Annotated in this window: 17 protein-coding genes; 11 read left to right on the forward strand and 6 right to left on the reverse strand. The window is 49.1% G+C overall.

The genetic code is table 11. From position 1 onward, the window contains the following. Positions 1 to 7: 7 nt before the first annotated feature. The 3 genes from ssaD to spiC are packed head-to-tail and all read right to left on the reverse strand — an operon-like array spanning position 8 to position 3,096. Complete coding sequence (gene ssaD, locus QEN32_RS12060; protein WP_020898724.1) at positions 8 to 1,219, reverse strand: SctD family type III secretion system inner membrane ring subunit SsaD; 1,212 nt, start codon at positions 1,217 to 1,219, stop codon at positions 8 to 10. Continuing rightward, the gene (spiA, locus tag QEN32_RS12065) at positions 1,200 to 2,693 is read right to left on the reverse strand and encodes an SPI-2 type III secretion system protein SpiA (protein WP_000261286.1); all 1,494 of its coding nucleotides are present in this window, start codon (positions 2,691 to 2,693) and stop codon (positions 1,200 to 1,202) included. The genes ssaD and spiA overlap by 20 nt, the downstream gene beginning before the upstream one ends. Position 2,694: 1 nt before the next feature. Beyond that, positions 2,695 to 3,096, reverse strand: a complete 402-nt coding sequence (gene spiC / locus QEN32_RS12070) for an SPI-2 type III secretion system protein SpiC (RefSeq protein WP_001562740.1) — start codon at positions 3,094 to 3,096, stop codon at positions 2,695 to 2,697. A 400-nt stretch (positions 3,097 to 3,496) separates the two neighbouring features. Here spiC and QEN32_RS12075 point away from each other — a divergent pair, with 400 nt between their 5' ends. From QEN32_RS12075 to mlrB, 4 genes are all read left to right on the forward strand, one after another. Further along, a complete protein-coding gene (locus QEN32_RS12075) occupies positions 3,497 to 6,259 on the forward strand; it encodes a two component system sensor kinase (RefSeq protein ID WP_265322144.1) in 2,763 nt (920 codons plus the stop codon). A 30-nt stretch (positions 6,260 to 6,289) separates the two neighbouring features. Then, on the forward strand, positions 6,290 to 6,928 hold the full coding sequence (locus tag QEN32_RS12080; protein WP_000666334.1) for a two component system response regulator: 639 nt from the start codon (positions 6,290 to 6,292) through the stop codon (positions 6,926 to 6,928). Between the two features lie 178 nt (positions 6,929 to 7,106). Continuing rightward, a complete protein-coding gene (locus QEN32_RS12085) occupies positions 7,107 to 7,835 on the forward strand; it encodes a MerR family transcriptional regulator (protein WP_000122318.1) in 729 nt (242 codons plus the stop codon). Between the two features lie 171 nt (positions 7,836 to 8,006). Continuing rightward, positions 8,007 to 8,966, forward strand: a complete 960-nt coding sequence (gene mlrB / locus QEN32_RS12090; protein ID WP_001060717.1) for a transcriptional regulator MlrB — start codon at positions 8,007 to 8,009, stop codon at positions 8,964 to 8,966. A gap of 95 nt (positions 8,967 to 9,061) precedes the next feature. Here the strand turns inward: mlrB and fumD are convergent, their stop codons facing one another. From fumD to ttrS, 3 genes are all read right to left on the reverse strand, one after another. Then, the gene (gene fumD, locus QEN32_RS12095; protein ID WP_000165779.1) at positions 9,062 to 9,274 is read right to left on the reverse strand and encodes a fumarate hydratase FumD; all 213 of its coding nucleotides are present in this window, start codon (positions 9,272 to 9,274) and stop codon (positions 9,062 to 9,064) included. Between the two features lie 97 nt (positions 9,275 to 9,371). Continuing rightward, on the reverse strand, positions 9,372 to 9,992 hold the full coding sequence (ttrR, locus tag QEN32_RS12100; RefSeq protein ID WP_000190927.1) for a tetrathionate respiration response regulator TtrR: 621 nt from the start codon (positions 9,990 to 9,992) through the stop codon (positions 9,372 to 9,374). After that, positions 9,967 to 11,745, reverse strand: coding sequence for a tetrathionate respiration histidine kinase TtrS (gene ttrS, locus QEN32_RS12105; protein WP_020898722.1), 1,779 nt, complete (start codon positions 11,743 to 11,745; stop codon positions 9,967 to 9,969). The genes ttrR and ttrS overlap by 26 nt, the downstream gene beginning before the upstream one ends. 181 nt (positions 11,746 to 11,926) lie before the next feature. On the opposite strand from ttrS, the gene ttrB reads away from it, so the two are divergent. The 7 genes from ttrB to QEN32_RS12140 all read left to right on the forward strand — a co-directional run bounded on the left by ttrB (position 11,927) and on the right by QEN32_RS12140 (position 21,354). Beyond that, positions 11,927 to 12,661: a tetrathionate reductase subunit TtrB gene (ttrB, locus tag QEN32_RS12110; protein WP_001518945.1), complete on the forward strand. Its 735-nt coding sequence runs from the start codon at positions 11,927 to 11,929 to the stop codon at positions 12,659 to 12,661. Next, positions 12,662 to 13,684 (forward strand): tetrathionate reductase subunit TtrC, encoded by a 1,023-nt coding sequence (ttrC, locus tag QEN32_RS12115; protein ID WP_265322145.1) that lies wholly within the window; start codon positions 12,662 to 12,664, stop codon positions 13,682 to 13,684. Next, positions 13,677 to 16,739, forward strand: a complete 3,063-nt coding sequence (gene ttrA, locus QEN32_RS12120; RefSeq protein WP_265322146.1) for a tetrathionate reductase subunit TtrA — start codon at positions 13,677 to 13,679, stop codon at positions 16,737 to 16,739. The genes ttrC and ttrA overlap by 8 nt, the downstream gene beginning before the upstream one ends. A gap of 322 nt (positions 16,740 to 17,061) precedes the next feature. Next, a complete protein-coding gene (locus tag QEN32_RS12125) occupies positions 17,062 to 18,288 on the forward strand; it encodes a PfkB family carbohydrate kinase (protein ID WP_000471822.1) in 1,227 nt (408 codons plus the stop codon). Positions 18,289 to 18,299: 11 nt separating this feature from the next. Next, on the forward strand, positions 18,300 to 19,037 hold the full coding sequence (locus tag QEN32_RS12130; protein WP_023218249.1) for a glutamine amidotransferase: 738 nt from the start codon (positions 18,300 to 18,302) through the stop codon (positions 19,035 to 19,037). A gap of 58 nt (positions 19,038 to 19,095) precedes the next feature. Then, complete coding sequence (locus tag QEN32_RS12135; RefSeq protein WP_076726476.1) at positions 19,096 to 19,989, forward strand: proline iminopeptidase-family hydrolase; 894 nt, start codon at positions 19,096 to 19,098, stop codon at positions 19,987 to 19,989. Between the two features lie 21 nt (positions 19,990 to 20,010). After that, entirely contained in the window at positions 20,011 to 21,354 is a 1,344-nt protein-coding gene (locus QEN32_RS12140) for an APC family permease (protein ID WP_000756093.1), read from the forward strand. Positions 21,355 to 21,699 lie beyond the last annotated feature (345 nt).

The following is a 21,699-nucleotide window of genomic DNA, read 5'->3' on the forward strand; positions in this document are numbered from 1 at the left end:
TTTCCACTCACTTAAAATCTAATGGATAGTTAATCAAAGTATCATAATGTTTAATCGTTACCACATCGGCACTCAGATGGACAATTTCTCCCCCATTGGGTAACAATGCCCCTACACGTAAACGCTCTTTATTCGTCAGTAATAAGTAATTACCATGGCGACTCTGTACAAAGCCAGCCACTGGCGCAGGCAGATACTTGCTTTCATCATGAGAAGGCGCAATATCCTGATAAATTAAAGAAAGAGCGGGGTCCTTTTTCTTTAATGCTGCTAACGTTTCTTGCAAAATGCGTTGATGAGATTCATCCAGTACACCACTGATAACAAAAGAGCGCCGCATTGGCGTAACATTGACAAGGCCCACTAAACCGTTCTCTATTATCGCAGAAATAATATCATCCCCCTGAGACTGATGAGAATGACTAATCTGCCAGTGCAATAACCCGGGAATATCTGCAAGTAATGGTTGAACCTTACGCCATTGCTGATCCATTTGTATATCATCATGAATTAACACGCTTCCCGGCCCTTCGCTGGATACTTCAGCATGCGGGTAACCCATTTTTATCAAAACATCCTGCACTTCTCGTATCAATAAGTCATCACAGATTACACCATCCCGATACATGACCCCCCATGATTCGAGAGTCGCTCTCACCTTTTGCATCTGTTCGCTTGACGAGCAATAACCGGACAACTGCAGGCTTCCATCTTCTTTCCATTGCGCCCGCACATAATGAATATTGCTTTTGTCTAATAAAAACTTAACCCGCAAAGGTAAATCATTTACCGTTTCAGGCTGACCGCCAATACTTAACAGGACACCCATTCCACCGATGAAAATCAAGAATACGCCAGCCAACCACCAGTACCCTGATCTGGAAACGGGTATTTGATAATCAGCAAGTTCACAATCCTGTTTACCAAACGCGATAGCCACTCCCGCAACCTGCAAAACCCCACTGGATGGTAGCGGCTTATTTGGATTAAATCTGCGGCCATTAACTCTAACTCTGGCTTTCCCGGCATCAACAAATAAACTATCTGCCTGTTCTCTCAGAATAATTTTTTCATTTATAGTAAGCGGAATACAAATATCGCATCCTTTCTCCCCCAGTGACAGGTTACCTTCATTCAGCCATACTTCCCGGCCTTGTAAAACGTGACCTAAAAAACGTATTTTCCAGGAGTTCTTTGGATTAACCATGAGATATGCCATTATTTACTACTGAGGCTTTAATCAAAAACAGCCTGATTACACTATGTACTTGAGTCGTATCATTGCGAAACAAATGGCCTACGACAGGAATATCGCCCAATAAAGGGATTTTGTTTTGCGAGTGGATTTGTTTACCTTGTTTAAATCCTCCCAGCAATAGACTCTGTCCGGCTAATAATGTGGCTTGCGAAGCAATTTCAGAATTTTGCACTTCGGGTAGCGGATCTGTTTCGCTTTGCGTATCACTTTGTTGTCCATCCTGAATATTAAGATTAAGCATTATTTTTTGCGTGCCATTGTCATTTAACAAGCGAGGTGTAACGCGCAACAAAGAACCCGTAGTGATGGATTCAAGTTTAGCCACTTTTTCTCCCTGCAGTTTGGTATAGAAAGTAATATTTTTATCCAGCACAGCCTGGATATTATTTAAAGTCACCACAGATGGCTGGGAAAGTACATAAGCCTGAGAGCTTTTTTCCAGGGCATTCAAACGCACCATAAAGTTTGAGGTATCGCTGATTACCGTTGAAAAACCGCTAGCACCGCCGTCATTCAAACCTGTATTGAACGCAATTTTCTTGCCACCCAGCGACACTGCCGTTCCCCAGTCGATGCCTAACTGGTTAATATCTCCAGCATTAACATCGATAATTTTCACCGAAATCTCTATCATCTGCTGGCGTTGATCTAATTCTGTGATGAGTTTCCGATACCCGGCCATATTGGCCGCATAATCACGAACGATCACTGCATTCTGGCGTGGGTCGGCAGCAAACATGGGCAATGCCTGTGTAGCGGGTGAACCATTGTTCGTCGATGACGCCGGGACGCTGGTTTTACTCATCTCACGCAATACACTCACGACCCCAGGAACCACGACGGACTGATCGCGATATTGGTATTGGGTATCCATCGCAGTGGCATACTTAAGCGTGTATATACTTACACTCACCGCACTGTCTTTTCGTTTGATTAACGCATTATCCAGCACTGAAGCTAATTGACTAATACGAGTCAGACAGCTGGGAACACCGCTCACCTCCACAGCTCTGGTACCGGTAATTTCTTTAACCTCGCATCCCGGTGATGAAAGGATATTCTGGCTGCGTAAGTAATGAATGAACCGTCCAGTAGATAAAATATTGAAAGTGATAACCTGATGTTTTAATAACGATGCAGGATATACATATAACATGCTGCCATCAAACCAGGTAAGCAAATCATATTGTGCTGCCAGGTTATTCAAAATATCGACCGGTGGTCCAGGCGGAATTTTCCCACTAAATGTAGCTGTTATCAATGGGCTAATAGTAATAGCCGTATCATAGTTCTCTGAGAGCAGATGTAAAACCTCTGCTAATGGCATTTGTCTGGCATAAAGGGTGAAGTCATTACCTTTCCATGATAACTCATCACTCTTTGCTGTATTGAGTATAAATAGTAAAATTAAGATTAAACGTTTATTTACTACCATTTTATACCCCACCCGAATAAAGTTTATGGTGATTGCGTATTACATTTTTTAAAATGCAAGTTAAAGCCAGGTGTTTTTCTATCTCAATAGCAATAAGCTCAGAGCTACTACTTGTGGTATAATAACCGTTTAACCATCCCCCATCCGCTGTGAGCTGTATAGCATAATCATGGACGTCCGGGTGTGCTGCAAGCAGTAGTGTCACATAGGCAAGACAAGGCTTAGGTAAGCTTTCCAGGTCATTTAAGAACAAAGAAATAGAAAATGCTTCTGAGAAAATTTCTCCTCTGGCAGGATGCCCATCAATAGTCATTATCCAGGATCGGCTATTACCTTCGGCCTTGATATCCTGAATTAATGGAATGCCTTTTAAAACTGCCAGCATGAATCCCTCCTCAGACATAAATGGGAGTTTCTATCAAATTCGCTCACAACCACATCCGTAAAAAGCCTGATTCACATTTATTTCGACTATACTCTTCTTGTACAATATCAGGATGCTGTCTACATATACCTTGTCACAGGCGATTCTATCATTCGGATTTTCCGATAAATTCACAATTACACTTTCAGTATTGACATAAAAAATTACAATTTGAAAAATTATTTATTAAATAAACTGTTACGATGTTTTTACATCGCCACCTTATTAAAAAGTAATTGTAGTCATCGACTGGGTTATATATGAAGAAATTTATCTTCCTAATGATAACACCATCGATTAATCTTCTGATGAAACTATATGTACTGCGATAGTGATCAAGTGCCAAAGATTTTGCAACAGGCAACTGGAGGAAAGCATTATGAATTTGCTCAATCTCAAGAATACGCTGCAAACATCTTTAGTAATCAGGCTAACTTTTTTATTTTTATTAACAACAATAATTATTTGGCTGCTATCTGTGCTTACCGCAGCTTATATATCAATGGTTCAGAAACGGCAGCATATAATAGAGGATTTATCCGTTCTATCCGAGATGAATATTGTACTAAGCAATCAACGGTTTGAAGAAGCTGAACGTGACGCTAAAAATTTAATGTATCAATGCTCATTAGCGACTGAGATTCATCATAACGATATTTTCCCTGAGGTGAGCCGGCATCTTTCTGTTGGTCCTTCAAATTGCACGCCGACGCTAAATGGAGAGAAGCACCGTCTCTTTCTGCAGTCCTCTGATATCGATGAAAAAAGCTTTCGTCGCGATAGTTTTATTCTTAACCATAAAAATGAGATTTCGTTATTATCTACTGATAACCCTTCAGATTATTCAACTCTACAGCCTTTAACGCGAAAAAGCTTTCCTTTATACCCAACCCATGCCGGGTTTTACTGGAGTGAACCAGAATACATAAACGGCAAAGGATGGCACGCTTCCGTTGCGGTTGCCGATCAGCAAGGCGTATTTTTTGGGGTGACGGTTAAACTTCCCGATCTCATTACTAAGAGCCACCTACCATTAGATGATAGTATTCGAGTATGGCTGGATCAAAACAACCACTTATTGCCGTTTTCATACATCCCGCAAAAAATACGTACACAGTTAGAAAATGTAACGCTGCATGATGGATGGCAGCAAATTCCCGGATTTCTGATATTACGCACAACCTTGCATGGCCCCGGATGGAGTCTGGTTACGCTGTACCCATACGGTAATCTACATAATCGCATCTTAAAAATTATCCTTCAACAAATCCCCTTTACATTAACAGCATTGGTGTTGATGACGTCGGCTTTTTGCTGGTTACTACATCGCTCACTGGCCAAACCGTTATGGCGTTTTGTCGATGTCATTAATAAAACCGCAACTGCACCGCTGAGCACACGTTTACCAGCACAACGACTGGATGAATTAGATAGTATTGCCGGTGCTTTTAACCAACTGCTTGATACTCTACAAGTCCAATACGACAACCTGGAAAACAAAGTCGCAGAGCGCACCCAGGCGCTAAATGAAGCAAAAAAACGCGCTGAGCAAGCTAACAAACGTAAAAGCATTCATCTTACGGTAATAAGTCATGAGTTACGTACTCCGATGAATGGCGTACTCGGTGCGATTGAATTATTACAAACCACCCCTTTAAACATAGAGCAGCAAGGATTAGCTGATACCGCCAGGAATTGTACACTGTCTTTGTTAGCTATTATTAATAATCTGCTGGATTTTTCACGCATCGAGTCTGGTCATTTCACATTACATATGGAAGAAACAGCGTTACTGCCGTTACTGGACCAGGCAATGCAAACCATTCAGGGGCCGGCGCAAAGCAAAAAACTGTCATTACGTACTTTTGTCGGTCAACATGTCCCTCTCTATTTTCATACCGACAGTATCCGTTTACGGCAAATTTTGGTTAATTTACTCGGGAACGCGGTAAAATTTACCGAAACCGGAGGGATACGTCTGACGGTCAAGCGTCATGAGGAACAATTAATATTTCTGGTTAGCGATAGCGGTAAAGGGATTGAAATACAGCAGCAGTCTCAAATCTTTACTGCTTTTTATCAAGCAGACACAAATTCGCAAGGTACAGGAATTGGACTGACTATTGCGTCAAGCCTGGCTAAAATGATGGGCGGTAATCTGACACTAAAAAGTGTCCCCGGGGTTGGAACCTGTGTCTCGCTAGTATTACCCTTACAAGAATACCAGCCGCCTCAACCAATTAAAGGGACACTGTCAGCGCCGTTCTGCCTGCATCGCCAACTGGCTTGCTGGGGAATACGCGGCGAGCCACCCCACCAGCAAAATGCGCTTCTCAACGCAGAGCTTTTGTATTTCCCCGGAAAACTCTACGACCTGGCGCAACAGTTAATATTGTGTACACCAAATATGCCAGTAATAAATAATTTGTTACCCCCCTGGCAGTTGCAAATTCTTTTGGTTGATGATGCCGATATTAATCGGGATATCATCGGCAAAATGCTTGTCAGCCTGGGCCAACACGTCACTATTGCCGCCAGTAGTAACGAGGCTCTGACTTTATCACAACAGCAACGATTCGATTTAGTACTGATTGACATTAGAATGCCAGAAATAGATGGTATTGAATGTGTACAATTATGGCACGATGAGCCGAATAATTTAGATCCTGACTGCATGTTTGTGGCGCTATCCGCTAGCGTAGCGACAGAAGATATTCATCGTTGTAAAAAAAATGGGATTCATCATTACATTACCAAACCAGTGACGTTGGCTACCTTAGCTCGCTATATCAGTATTGCCGCAGAATACCAACTTTTACGAAATATAGAGCTACAGGAGCAGGATCCAAGTCGCTGCTCAGCGCTACTGGCGACAGATGATATGGTCATTAATAGCAAGATTTTCCAATCACTTGACCTCTTGCTGGCTGATATTGAAAATGCCGTATCGGCTGGAAAAAAAATCGATCAGTTAATTCACACATTAAAAGGCTGTTTAGGTCAAATAGGGCAGACTGAATTGGTATGCTATGTCATAGACATTGAGAATCGCGTAAAAATGGGGAAAATCATCGCGCTGGAGGAACTAACCGACTTACGCCAGAAAATACGTATGATCTTCAAAAACTACACCATTACTTAATATTATCTTAATTTTCGCGAGGGCAGCAAAATGAAAGAATATAAGATCTTATTAGTAGACGATCATGAAATCATCATTAACGGCATTATGAATGCCTTATTACCCTGGCCTCATTTTAAAATTGTAGAGCATGTTAAAAATGGTCTTGAGGTTTATAATGCCTGTTGCGCATACGAGCCTGACATACTTATCCTTGATCTTAGCTTACCTGGCATCAATGGCCTGGATATCATTCCTCAATTACATCAGCGTTGGCCAGCAATGAATATTCTGGTTTACACAGCATACCAACAAGAGTATATGACCATTAAAACTTTAGCCGCAGGTGCTAATGGCTATGTTTTAAAAAGCAGTAGTCAGCAAGTTCTGTTAGCGGCATTGCAAACAGTCGCAGTAAACAAGCGTTACATTGACCCGACGTTGAATCGGGAAGCTATCCTGGCTGAATTAAAGGCTGACACGACCAATCATCAACTGCTTACTTTGCGCGAGCGTCAGGTTCTTAAACTTATTGACGAGGGGTATACCAATCATGGGATCAGCGAAAAGCTACATATCAGTATAAAAACCGTCGAAACACATCGGATGAATATGATGAGAAAGCTACAGGTTCATAAAGTGACAGAGTTACTTAACTGCGCCCGAAGAATGAGGTTAATAGAGTATTAACCAGGGGCATCCGATGGTATTAAGCATTGGTCATATTTTGATGAGCCTTACGCCACGCAGTATTGCTCATCATCGACAAAATCCATACGGATGCCCTGGTATGCCGCACCATTTATCACTACCTTAGTCTTCATTTAATCATGATATAGTAGAATCCCCTTATTTAACGGGCTTTACCATGTCGTATTCTATCGGCGAATTTGCCAGACTATGCGGTATCAATGCCGCCACGCTAAGGGCATGGCAGCGACGCTATGGTTTATTGAAACCGCAGCGTACTGATGGCGGGCATCGCTTATACAGCGATGACGATATTCGACAAGCGCTTAGCATCCTCGACTGGGTGAGAAAAGGCGTACCGATAAGCCAGGTCAAACCCTTACTGTCGCGTCCGGTCATTCGCCTGGGCGATAACTGGATAACGATTCAGGAGACGATGCTTCAACATCTCCACGAAGGGCGAATTGACGCGCTGCGGCAGTTGATTTATGACTGTGGCCGGGAATATCCCCGCGCAGAACTGGTGACCCATTTATTGCGTCCGTTGCGCAGCAAAGTGTCCGCGCATCTTCCCGCCGTGATGACGCTGCGCGAAATACTGGATGGCATCATTATTGCTTACACCTCTTTTTGCCTTGAAGGCGACAGAAAAGCGCCTGGCAACAATGCTTTTATTAGCGGATGGCATCTCTCGGATCACTGTGAAATCTGGCTGGAAGCGTTGACTCGTACCGGACAAGAGCTGCGGCTCAATGTGCTTCCCTCTCCACCAGCCATGCTGGCGCCCGAGCTGTTCGCCCAGAGAAAATGGTTCCTGGTGACCACCGGCAAGCTCACTGCCGGGCAGAAAAAACAGCTTGCCCAGTGGCGCAACGTGGTCGCTTCGCTGGAGGTTATCACACTATAAGCGCTGAAATAGATTTCTTCCCCTCATTCTATCTTATTGATATTTAACTACGTCAAAAAAATCTCCGCGAAAACTTAGACAAAAAAACAAAGTTGTGTAAGTTTTAAATCAGCGTGAGATAACATTTTGCGCCATTGGCGTCAGTCGTCGTACTTTCAATAAGGGGGAATCATGAATAACAAACCCGTAGTCGGCATTAGCGGATGTCTGACTGGCGCCGCGGTACGCTTTGATGGCGGACATAAGCGTATGGATTTTGTCATGAACTCTCTGGCGCCGTGGGTGGCCTACAAACCGATCTGTCCGGAGGTGGCGATCGGCCTGCCCGTGCCTCGCCCTGCGCTGCGTCTTATCCAGACGACCTGTGGCGACATTCGGATGCGCTATAGCCATGCCCCGCACGATGACGTCACCGAGCGAATGAATGCCTTTGCCGATCGGTTTCTGCCAACAATAGGAGAACTGGCGGGGTTTATTGTGTGTGCAAAATCGCCCAGTTGCGGAATGGAGCGCGTTCGCCTGTATGATGAAAAGGGTAACAGGGGCCGCAAAGCTGGCACGGGGCTGTTTACCGCCGCGATGATGGACAAATATCCCTGGCTGCCGATAGAGGAAGATGGTCGCCTGCACGATCCGGTACTACGCGAAAATTTCATCGCACGTATTTTCGCGCTACATGAATTAAATGCGCTACGCGCGCAGGGCTTGAGTCGTCACAGTTTGCTCGCGTTTCATAGCCGATACAAACTTCAGCTTCTCGCCCACCACCAGGCCGGCTACCGCGAAATTGGCCCTTTCGTCGCGCGTCTGCATGAGTGGGACGATCTGGATGCCTTCTTTGTCCGATACAGAGAAAAACTGATGGCTATCCTGCGACACCCCGCTTCACGTAAAAATCACACCAATGTGCTGATGCATATCCAGGGCTATTTTCACCGCGCGTTGAACAGCAGGCAACGCGCGGAATTACGCGAGGTGATTCTCGGCTACCGGGCGGGCCGACTACCTATCCTGGCACCGTTAACGCTGCTGAAGCACTATCTGGCGGAACATCCGGATGACTATCTACGCAGCCAGAATTATTTTGAGCCGTACCCTGATACATTAGGGCTGCGCTTAGCCATCACCTGATAACCCTGCGCATCGCTAACGGCGGGTAACCAGCCCGCCATGGTGACAATCGCGACAATTCAAAGGCGATTTCGTTATTGCCACCCTGATAGCGGCTATGACCGCGCCAGAGCGTTAATCACGGTTTCCATCGCCTGTTTTTCTAACGCGCTACGTTGGATGCGTTGATTCGCCAGCGCGGTTCTTAACACGCCCGCAATAACAATATATTTAGGCTCCTGCCCCAAATCGCGCATTTCCAGCACGACCTTGCCCACCACCCGGCACATCTCGCGGTACAGTTCGTCATCTTTTGTCGGTTTTGTCATACGTTTTACTCGTCGCCAGCTCAAACCAACAGAATATAACAGTCTTCTCAATTAAACAAAATTTGATGCAAATCAAAGAAATAACGCGGTTTATTATTCATGGCTCATACGTTGTTCGTATTCTGGTCTCTGGCGAGGCCATTTTTTCGAAACGCCTAATCAGTTCCGCCAGGCTACCGGCCTGCATTTTTTCCATGACTCTGGCGCGGTGTACCTCTACGGTACGCACCGCGATATTCATCGCTTCCGCAATTTCCCGGTTCATAAATCCTTTTGCCACCAGGCTGGCCAGCTCACGCTCTTTCGGCGTCAACTGCTGGTAACACAGTATAATCTCACGGCGCGCCACCGCTGCCGATGAAACCGTCAGCGCACGCTCCAGCGCCGCCTGTAGCGGTTTTACCGATACCGGTTTTTGCAGAAAATCGACGGCGCCGCGTTTCATCTGCTCCACGGCCATCGGTACATCGCCATGCCCGGTAAGAAAAACAACCGCCAGGGTACTTCCGCACTGGCGCAACGCATCATGAACGCCCTGCCCATCCAGTACCGGCATTCGCATATCCAGTAATACGACTCCGGCCTGATACAGACTGGCCTGCGCCAAAAAATCCGCCCCCTGCGTCCAGCATTTTACGTCATATCCCAGACTTTCCAGTAAAAACGCGCACGCGTTAGTGACCGCCGTATCATCATCCAGTAGATGAATTGTCGCCATCCCTGCCCCCATGTTCATGTAAGAAATGTATCGTGACCACCGTTCCCGACAGACCGTCCGGCGCGGTCTGGTTCCTGATGCTGATATCGCCCCGCCCATACCGCACCAGCCGCTGGCAAATCGCCAGCCCTAAGCCCATCCCCTCTTTGCGGGTTGTCATAAACGGCTGAAACGCCTGACGTAATAGCGCCTCATCGATTCCCCCGGCGTTATCCTGTAAAGCGATACTGATGCCGTTTTCAGTGCGTTCAGCAACGACCCATAAATGGGTGGCGCCCGCCTGAGCCGCATTAAGAATGATATTCGCCAGCACCTGTTCCAGCAGCACTGACGGCAGCGTTACGCGCAGCGCAGCGCTAACCTCGGTATGCAGAGTCACTGTCGGAAACTGTTGCGCCATACGCAACAATTGCCAGACATGATCAATCGCCTCGCGAATGGCTATGGCCTTCCACGCTTCGGTTAGCACCGGGTTGCCCTGCGCCTGGCTAACCCAGTGACGCAGGTTACGCAGAGTATCCGCACCGCGTTGCGCCTGCTGGTCAATCTGCTCCAGCGCCGGCAGCAAGGGATGCTGTTCATCTGCAGCGCGCAGTCGAATCAGGCACCCCTGGGCATAATGTCGAATCGCGGAAAGCGGCTGATTAAGCTCATGGGCAAACCCGGAGGTCATTTCACCCAACACGCTCATTTGCCGGGCGGTTTCTAGCGCCCGCTCATGCTGATGAAGAACTACGCTATTACGTTCCAGTTGCTTTCCACGTCGACGCACCAGCAGCATGACCCAAATATAATTGAGCGTGAGCAACAGGAACGCCAGAATCACGCCGCCGACCATTAGCTGGTGCTGGATTAACCAACTTTTGACATCCAGCCACAGTCGACGCTGCTGAGGGTGCTGACGAACATCACGCAGCAACGCTTCCACCTGACTGGTCGACGCTGGCGCGCCCCAGTGAAATGACGCGGCGGCGGGCGCGTTGAATAGCGCTCGCGTTACGCGATCCGCCAGCGCATCGCTTACCGCAGGTAGCGCCGCGAACGACCAGTCAGGATATAACGGCGTACTGGTTAAGCAAGGCAGGGGCGTCGGTCGGGAAAGCAGCGCGATAAAGTCCTTTTTATTAATCAATCCTTCCTGATCCATATTTTCTAACAGACACACTGGCACAATTGCCGCCTGCACCGCTTTTTCGCGCAGCATATAGACTAAGGCATCGCCAGGAAATCCGGTAAAACGAAGATGAAAGTCGCGCTCCGGGCGTAAGCCCGCGTCGCTGAGCGCTTTATAGCCTAATAAATAGCCGCCAAATGCCTGAGCATCAATCGCGCCGACGGTCTTACCGATGAGATCATGCGCCGTGGTGATGCCGCTATCGCGCCGGGTCAAAATCACGCTGCCAATAACATTACTCACCGCTTTCCCATCGCGCGTGGAGCGCAGGGAAGCTAACCAGCGCAGCGGCGCATGGCTGTTCAGTTGGACAAATTGCGCCGGGTTGGTTATCACAAACTGCACGGTTCCCTGGTTAACGGCCTCCTGCATTTGATGCAGATCCAGCGGCTGGATGTGAAAGGTTTCGCCTGGAAGCTGTTGGCTTAATGTCTTTGCCAACGGTTGCCAGTGGCTACGCGTAGACGCCTCGCCGCGCATAGCCAAAATACCGATATTCCACGTCCCTGCCCACGCGCCATGACAAAGTAGCCCTACTGCCGCCAACACCGCCAGGCGCCTTACGGTTTTACCTCTCACCCTAATATCCCTGTCAATTATGTTGTTTTAGATCAACAACAAGCCGGGTATGTGGTTAACCACAATAGAGCGCACCCCGCCTCGATTTTTACACTGTAAATCATCGACATTTTTTATTCATTACACATGAACCAACATCGTGACAAATGTTTCATTGTTGGCAATGTGGACGGGAGTCAATATGGACAGCAGTAAACGGCAATTTCTCCAGCAGCTTGGCGTCCTGACCGCTGGCGCCTCGCTGGTTCCGCTGGCTGAAGCGAAATTTCCTTTTTCGCCGGAGCGGCATGAAGGCTCTCCCCGACACCGTTACGCCATGCTTATCGACCTGCGGCGTTGTATCGGCTGTCAGTCCTGTACCGTAAGTTGCACTATTGAAAACCAAACGCCGCAGGGCGCGTTTCGTACGACGGTGAACCAATACCAGGTCCAGCGTGAAGGTAGTCAGGAAGTCACGAATGTGCTGTTGCCGCGTCTGTGCAACCATTGCGATAACCCCCCCTGTGTGCCGGTCTGCCCGGTACAAGCCACCTTTCAGCGGGAAGATGGCATTGTGGTGGTGGATAACAAACGCTGCGTCGGCTGCGCCTATTGTGTCCAGGCGTGTCCTTACGACGCCCGATTTATCAATCATGAAACGCAAACTGCCGATAAATGCACGTTTTGCGTCCATCGTCTGGAAGCCGGGCTGTTACCCGCTTGCGTAGAGTCCTGCGTCGGCGGCGCGCGTATTATTGGCGATATCAAAGATCCCCATAGCCGCATCGCCACCCTGCTTCATCAACATCGCGACGCTATCAAGGTATTAAAGCCGGAAAACGGCACGTCGCCCCATGTTTTCTATCTGGGTCTGGACGACGCCTTTGTCACCCCATTAATGGGCCGTGCGCAGCCCGCGCTTTGGCAGGAGGTCTGAATGACGCATTCACTCATCATTGAAGAAGTGCTGGCTCACCCGCAGGACATTAGCTGGCTGCCGTGGGCGGTACAATATTTCTTTTTTATTGGCATTGCCGCCTGCGCCGCACTGTTTGCCTGTTATCTTCACTGGCGGAAAAAAGACGCCGCAACAGAAGAAAATCGGGCATTACTGATTGCCATTACCTGTGCGATTACCGCACCGCTGGCGCTGACGGCGGATCTGCACCAGACCGCCCGCGTCTGGCATTTCTATGCCTGGCCGACGCCCTGGTCGTGGATGCCCTGGGGGGCGTTGTTCCTGCCGCTGTTTACCGGATTTCTCGCTCTGTGGTTCCTGGCGCAGCAAATAAAACGATTATTCAATAAAAGTTACAACGTCACTAAATGGTTGGCGTTAGCCAGCGCGCTTTGCGCGGTGGGCCTGTTGATTTATACCGGCCGCGAAGTCTCCGTTGTGCTGGCGCGCCCAATCTGGTTTAGCTACGCCTTCCCCGTGGCGATGTTTCTTAGCGCCTTACAGGCGTTCTTCGCGCTGATGATTGTCGCCGCCCGACGCGACTCGGTAAGGCTGCCAAAAATATTGTGGGGACAACTCTGGACGCTGGCGGCGCTGGGACTGGTGGTGGCTATGTGGGTTAGCGGCGATACGCTTTCCGGCACGGCAATCCGTCAGTGGATTACCGTCGCCCTGTCAGCCAAATATTACGCTGTCGGCTGGGTAGCGCTGTGGGTATGCACACTACTGTTCTGTAGCCTGGCGCTACGTCATCCGTTATCGCAGCTAAGACGCGTCTTGCTGGTTCTGAGCGCGCTGGCGCTATGTTGGCTGATACGCTGGACATTGTTGATTCAGGTACAAACCGTACCCAAGTTCAACGCGCAATTTAACCCTTACTCGTTACCAGGCGGAACGGATGGCTGGCTGGCTATTCTCGGCACCTTCGGCCTGTGGATAGCGCTACTGATTATTATTCGTGAAACGCTGAACGGACTCACCAGGAGATTACAACATGGCTAATTTAACCCGTCGTCAGTGGCTAAAAGTCGGTCTCGCCGTCGGTGGGATGGTCACTTTTGGTCTGAGCTACCGTGATGTGGCGAAACGCGCAATTGATGGCCTGTTAAACGGGACATCCGGCAAGGTAACGCGCGACCGCATCTTTGGCAATGCGTTAATTCCGGAGGCGCAGGCGCAAACGCACTGGCTGCAAAATCCACAACAAACCATCGCCATGACGCAATGCTTCGGCTGTTGGACACAGTGCGGTATCCGCGCCAGGGTAAATGCCGATGGCAAAGTGATACGCATCGCCGGCAATCCCTATCACCCCTTGTCGCAGGAACACCCGATTGACTCGTCCGTCCCTTTTAGCGAAGCCATGGAGCAACTGGCGGGAGAAAGCGGTCTTGACGCCCGCTCAACCGCCTGCGCGCGCGGCGCGACGCTGCTGGAAAGCCTGTACAGTCCGCTGCGACTGCTTGAACCAATGAAACGCGTGGGTAAACGCGGCGAAGGGAAATGGCAGCGCATAAGCTTTGAGCAGCTTATTGAAGAAGTCGTGGAAGGCGGCGATCTGTTTGGCGAAGGTCATGTGGACGGACTGCGCGCTATTCATGCGCCGGATACGCCAATTGACGCAAAGCACCCCAGTTTCGGGCCCAAAACCAATCAGTTACTGGTCACGAATACCAGCGACGAAGGCCGCGATGCGTTTCTGCGTCGTTTTGCGCTAAATAGCTTCGGCAGCAAGAATTTCGGCGCGCATGGCGCCTACTGTGGACTGGCTTACCGGGCCGGCTCTGGGGCGCTGATGGGCGATCTGGATAAAAACCCGCATGTCAAACCCGACTGGGAAAACGTGGAATTTGCGCTCTTTATGGGCACCTCCCCGGCACAGTCCGGTAATCCCTTTAAACGCCAGGCGCGTCAGTTGGCGAGCGCCCGGCTGCGTGAGAATTTTCAATACGTCGTGGTCGCCCCCGCCCTCCCCTTATCAACGGTGCTCGCCGATCCTCGCGGTCGCTGGCAACCGGTCATGCCCGGCAGCGATTCGGCGCTGGCAATGGGGATGATCCGCTGGATCATGGATAATCAACGTTATAATGCTGATTATCTGGCGATTCCCGGCATACAGGCGATGCAGCAGGCCGGCGAGCAAAGTTGGACCAACGCCACGCACCTGGTCATTGCGGATGAACTGCCGACGCTTGCCGGACAACACCTGACGCTACGCCATCTTACGCCCGATGGCGAAGAGACCCCTGTCGTACTGAATACCGACGGCGAGTTGGTCGATGCCTCCACTTGCCGACAGGCACGGCTTTTCGTGACGCAGTACGTTACGCTCGCCGACGGCCAACGGGTCACGGTGAAGAGCGGGTTGCAACGCCTGAAAGAGGCGGCAGAAAAGCTCTCGTTGGCGCAATACAGCGAACAGTGCGGCGTGCCGGAAGCGCAAATTATCGCGCTGGCGGAAACCTTTACCAGTCACGGACGTAAAGCTGCGGTCATCAGTCACGGCGGCATGATGGCCGGCAATGGGTTTTATAACGCCTGGTCGGTCATGATGCTTAACGCGCTGATCGGCAACCTCAGCTTGTCCGGCGGCGTCTTTGTCGGCGGCGGCAAATTCAACGGCGTTAGCGACGGTCCCCGCTACAACATGAACAGTTTTGCCGGAAAAGTGAAACCGTCAGGGTTAAGTATTGCCCGTAGCAAAACCGCTTATGAAGCATCGGAAGAATACCGCGACAAAATTGCCGGCGGGCAATCCCCTTATCCAGCCAAAGCGCCGTGGTATCCCTTTGTGGCAGGCCAGCTTACCGAACTGTTGACCTCCGCGCTCGAAGGCTATCCTTATCCGCTTAAAGCCTGGATTTCCAATATGAGCAACCCGTTTTACGGTGTTCCCGGTCTACGCGCCGTGGCGGAAGAAAAGCTAAAAGACCCTCGCCGACTGCCGCTCTTTATCGCGATTGACGCCTTTATGAATGAAACGACGGCGCTGGCGGATTACATTGTGCCGGATACGCACAATTTTGAGAGCTGGGGCTTTACGGCGCCCTGGGGCGGCGTAGCCAGTAAAGCCACTACCGCCCGCTGGCCGGTTGTCGCCCCCGCCACTCACCGAACGGCGGACGGGCAACCTGTCTCAATGGAAGCATTTTGTATTGCGGTAGCAAAACGGCTCCGTCTGCCCGGCTTCGGCGACCGGGCGATAACCGATCCGCAGGGCAATACTTTTCCACTGAACCGGGCGGAAGATTTCTATCTGCGCGTAGCCGCTAATATCGCCTTTATGGGCACGACGCCGGTCGCGCCGGCAAATCAGGAAGATATTTCGCTTACCGGCGTCAGCCGCATTCTGCCAGCAATTCAGCACACGCTTAAAGCTGATGAGGTCGGTCGCGTGGCGTTTATCTACTCGCGTGGCGGCCGGTTTGCGCCCGAGGATAGCGGCTATACGGAGCAACGGTTAGGTAACGCGTGGAAAAAACCCTTACAGATCTGGAATGCAGATGTCGCCGCCCACCGTCACGCCATCACCGGGGAGCGTTTCAGCGGTTGCCCGGTCTGGTATCCGGCGCGTTTGTCAGATGGTCGTGCGATTGACGACCAGTTTCCCATTGGGCAATGGCCGCTGAAACTGATTTCATTTAAATCAAATACCATGTCCAGCTCAACAGCCGTCATCCCGCGCTTACACCATGTGAAGCCAGCAAACCTGGTGGCGCTGAATCCGCAAGACGGCGAGCGTTATGGACTGCAACATGGCGATCGGGTACGGATCATTACGCCGGGCGGTCAGGTCGTGGCGCAAATCAGTTTGTTAAATGGCGTGATGCCAGGCGTCATCGCCATCGAACACGGATATGGCCACCGCGAGATGGGCGCAACGCAGCACTCTCTGGACGGCGTGCCTATGCCGTATGATCCACAAATCAGGGCAGGCATAAATCTTAACGATCTGGGCTTTGCCGATCCGACAAGAACCATTACCAACACCTGGCTCGACTGGGTTTCCGGTGCGGCAGTACGTCAGGGGCTGCCGGCAAAAATCGAGCGTATATAACCCCAGGGCCGGAGAGCGATATCGTCTTATTTCGTCGAGGGTAGCGACTGATAAGCGAACGCTGTCCGGCTGCATATACTCACTGAATCGTGCAAGCCCAACTATTTTACGTTCACCTCGTCATATTACATAGAAAATATATGACAACACTCACAAAACTATTTTCCCCTTCTGTAAGCAATTAATATTTAACACATTGACTGCGCTTCTGATTATTGACATTCATTTGGGGTTACTTCCGGTTGACCGCATAATCTGTGATTGAATTCACCGCATGACAACATTGCCATAAATACAATTCAACTCACTACCCGGAGGCAATATGTTTAAAGAAGAAAGACGTCATGCCATCATTAATTTACTGATAAAGGATAATAGTGTTAGCGTCAGTAAACTTTCAGACCTTTATAAGGTTAGCCAGGAGACTATTCGTTCCGATCTACGCTATTTCCAGAAATCAGGTATGCTTCAGCGTTGCTATGGCGGAGGGATTTTAAACCGTGACGCGCTGAGTAAGCTTATCACTGAAAATAAGATTGATATCTCCAGCACTATCGCCACGCCAATCCATCAGGATGCAAAACTGCGCCGGGAAAACACAAAAAAAGCAGGCAAGGTGTGTGTTTTAGGCTCCTTCAATATTGATGTTTCAGCAACCGTGCCGTGGTTTCCACAAAGCGGAGAATCCATTCTGGCCAGTCAATTTGGATTCTATCCTGGCGGTAAAGGAGCCAACCAGGCTTTAGCGGCAAACAATGCTGGTGCTGCGGCGCATTTTATTTTTAAAGTGGGCAAAGATCAGTTCAGCGCATTTGCTATGAATCATATTATTCAATCAGGCATCACTTCATACAGCGCGTATCAAACAGATAAAGCGCCCACCGGTAGCGCATTGATCTATGTCTCCGCCGTAGATGGCGATAATATTATCGCCATCTATCCTGGCGCCAATATGATGCTCACCACGCAAGAGATTAACGAGCAACACCGTTATATCGCCGAGTCTGACGTTATGTTAATGCAGCTCGAAACGAACATTGAAGCGTTGACTGAATTTATTCGCCTGGGCAAACAAGAAAATAAAATGATCATGCTGAATCCTGCCCCCTATACGAAACAGGTGACGCATTTATTATCTGATATTGACATCATCACGCCGAATGAAACTGAAGCCTCTTTTTTATCCGGCGTAACCATTACTGATATTAATGATGCGAAAAAAGCCGGAAATATTATTCTGCAATCCGGGGTGAAAAAAGTCATCATTACCCTTGGCGCCCGTGGTTCTCTGCTCTGTGAGCACGCCCGCACGTTGTATATTCCTGCATGGAGCGCCGTGGTAAAAGATGCCGCCGGGGCCGGTGACGCTTTTAATGGCGCCTTAGCCGCCGCGCTGGCGCGACAAGCAGATATGGTCGCAGCCATTCAATATGCCTCCGCTTTCGCTTCTCTGGCGGTGGAACAAGTCGGTGCGTCGAGTATGCCTCAGCACTTGCAGGTTTTACATCGAATGCGTACCCAATCTAATAAAGTCATTCACATTAATTAACAGGTGACATAATGAAAATTTTATTTATTGGCGAATCCTGGCACATTCATATGATTCACTCTAAAGGTTTTGATAGCTTTACATCGAGCAAATATGAAGAAGGCGCAGACTATTTATTATCCTGCTTACGCCAGAGTAATATCGATGTGGACTACATGCCTGCCCATATTGTGCAAACTCGTTTTCCACAAACCGCCGAAGCATTAGCCTGCTATGATGCGATCGTCATCAGTGATATCGGTAGCAATACGTTCCTGCTACAAAACAGAACCTTTTATAATATGGACATTATTCCTGATGCATTACAACTTATCGCCGATTATGTTGCTGAGGGCGGCGGTCTGTTAATGATCGGCGGCTATTTATCCTTTACGGGAATAGAAGCAAAAGCCAATTATAAAAATACGGTTCTGGCGGAAGTATTGCCGGTTGATATGCTGGATGTAGATGACCGCGTAGAACTACCGCAAGGATGTAAAGCAGTAAATACTGCGGTAGAGCATGTTATTACCCAGCCACTTAGCGAATGGCCGCCGCTGTTGGGCTATAACAAGCTTATCGCCAAAGAAAATAGTCAGGTCCTTGCTGAAATTAATGGCGATCCACTGTTAGTTATGGGTACTTACCATAAAGGGAAAGTATGTTGCTTTGCCAGTGATTGTTCACCGCACTGGGGAAGCCCGCAGTTTCTGCAATGGGAACATTACGCCACCTTCTGGTGTAATGTTTTACACACAATAAAAAAATAATATTACCCAGGCGAATATAAATTTCGCCTGCCCTGCCACACACTGAGTCATTAAGAATATGAATGATACTTATCTCTATGGCGAAATGTTTTCTGAAAACATATTGACAAGCTATCGGATTTATGGAGACAGAAAATCATTACTCACGCCGCTCATTATCCTTCACGGCGGCCCTTCTGGCGGCTTTGATTATTTATTAAATTATCGCCATCTGGCTGATGACGGGCGCATGGTAATATTTTACGATCAATATGGCTGCGGTCGTTCAACGCATTTTCCTCATGCTGACGCGTCTTTCTGGACTATTGCGCGTTATCTCCGTCAATTAACCCAATTAATTCATCACCTGGGTATCGGACAAGGGTATTCGATACTGGGACATTCCTGGGGCGGAATGCTTGCCGCAGAGCACGCCTGCTTACAGCCTGCCGGGCTTCGCGGGACGATACTGGCCAGTTCGCCGGCCAGTATCGCCCTGTGGCAACAGGAAGCCATACGGCTCTTTAACGCTCTGACGCCAATGTCCGATGACGATATCAAAAACGTCATTATGCCCGCCGTCATTTATCAAAACCCACCGGAACAGCTGGTCGCTTATTATGCCAGACACGTTTATACCCTCGCGGAAGAAGCCGTTCATGTTCAGCGATCTAATGCGCAGTTCGCCGCCGACCCTACGGGTTATCACATTTTATGGGGAACCAATGAACTGGCGGCAAATGGCAAACTTGCCGACTGGGATATTACGCCCCATTTGTGCCAGATACGCTGTCCTGTTCTGGTACTACGCGGCGAAAACGATCAGGCAACCGAGCGCGTCGTCTCTCCGCTTCTCTCTCACATTTCAGACTGCCGCGCGGTCACTATTCCCGGCAGCAGCCATAACCCGCATGAAGAAAATATCGCGCCCTGCCTCGCAGCGGTAAGCGCGTTTTTACGCGATCTGGCATAAAAAGCCATTAAGGTATTTATCATGAAAAAAGTCAAAAAATTGTCTCTTACCGATTTAGTGCTTTATGGTCTGGTGTTTATGGTGCCTATCGCGCCAGTCTCTCTTTATGGCGTCGTTTATAATCTTTCGCACGGTATGGTTGCGCTGGTTTATATTATTGGCGCGATCGCGATGTTTTTTACCGCGTACAGCTACTCTACCTTATCGCAACATATCTCCTCGTCGGGTTCGGCCTATGCGTATGCTGGCGTATGCATTAATCCCGCCGTAGGGTTTCTGACCGGATGGATATTACTGTTGGATTATCTTTTGTTCCCTACGCTCGTAGCGGTGCTGGGCGGCGTCGCGGTCCACGCTATTTTACCGCAAATCCCGGTCTGGGTCTGGCCGTTGATTTATGTGGCTATTGGCACCGGAGTCAACTATCTCGGGATACAGCAAACGGCGAAATTCGATAAGTTACTGGTCTTTATTCAACTCGGTATTCTGGCGATTTTCGTGCTACTCATTGTCCGTCTGATGATGCTGGACAGTAGTCAGATAACGCTTTCCTTCCGGCCTTTTTTCGATTCACAGTGGTTCACCCCTGGGCTCATCGCAACGGCGATTTCGGTGGCTGCGCTGAATTTTCTCGGCTTTGACGCTATCAGTACATTAAGTGAAGAAAGCGAAGGCGGGGGACGCGCCGTCAGTAAAGCAACACTGTTGGCGTTAGTTTTGGCGACGGTACTGTTTATTATCGTTGTGGCGTTTGCGGCGTTCGCCACCGGTAACGTCGACCGCTTCGCGGAAGGTAATGCGACGAATGAAGCATTTTTCACCATTGCCGGCAACGTTGGCGGTATCTGGCTCAAAGTGGCGTTTTCCATCATTGTGGCGTTTGTGTGCGCCGTCGGCAACATTATTACCGCGCAAACGGCGGTGTCCAGAGTGTTATTTTCAATGGGGCGCGACCGAATGTTGCCCGCCTTCCTCGCTCACGTCCATACCACGCGTAAAACGCCGGATTATGCCATTCTGTTTACCGGCGGCGTCACCCTGCTGCTCAGCTACCTGTTTTCCGGCAAGATTGAATCTATCTCCACGCTGGTGAACTTTGGCGCGCTTTTCGCTTTTTTTGTCGTGAACCTGTGTGTGTTTATCCTGTTCAATTTCCGGATGAAAGCCCAGCGGCGCATTTTCGCCCATGTCATTTCGCCGATCATGGGGATGATCGTCATCGGCTACGTCTGTTTAAACATGAACATTCACGCTCTGATACTCGGAATTAGCTGGGCGGCGATCGGGATAGCGATTCTGTGCTATCGAAAAGCACACAACCAAAACATCGCCATCGACCTGGAAGGCAAAAAGTTGCTCGATTGACATTATGCGCAACAACACCCACTGTTGCGCAACGCCGCCCCTGTTCGGGCGGCGTTATCGCCAGCGATATCGTAAACAGCGTAATAACAAACCGTTGTGGATCTGCACAGATGTCTTTTGAAACAGGGTTTTCATTTTCCTTTTTTGTAAATTTCAGCGTATAATGCGCGCCAATTGTCTCTTGAATGGTTTCAGCGCATTGGACTGTAAAACTCAACGACTAAAATTATCCCCTTCCCGTTGGGCTGAAACGCGAGCACACATTCCTCTGCACGCTCTTTCGATGTCACCTATCCTTAGAGCGAGGCATCATCACTTTAGCAACACAGGCTTAGCTTCCGGGCC

This window comes from Salmonella sp. SA14318, assembly GCF_029866905.1.
Taxonomy (GTDB): Bacteria; Pseudomonadota; Gammaproteobacteria; order Enterobacterales; family Enterobacteriaceae; genus Salmonella; species Salmonella enterica.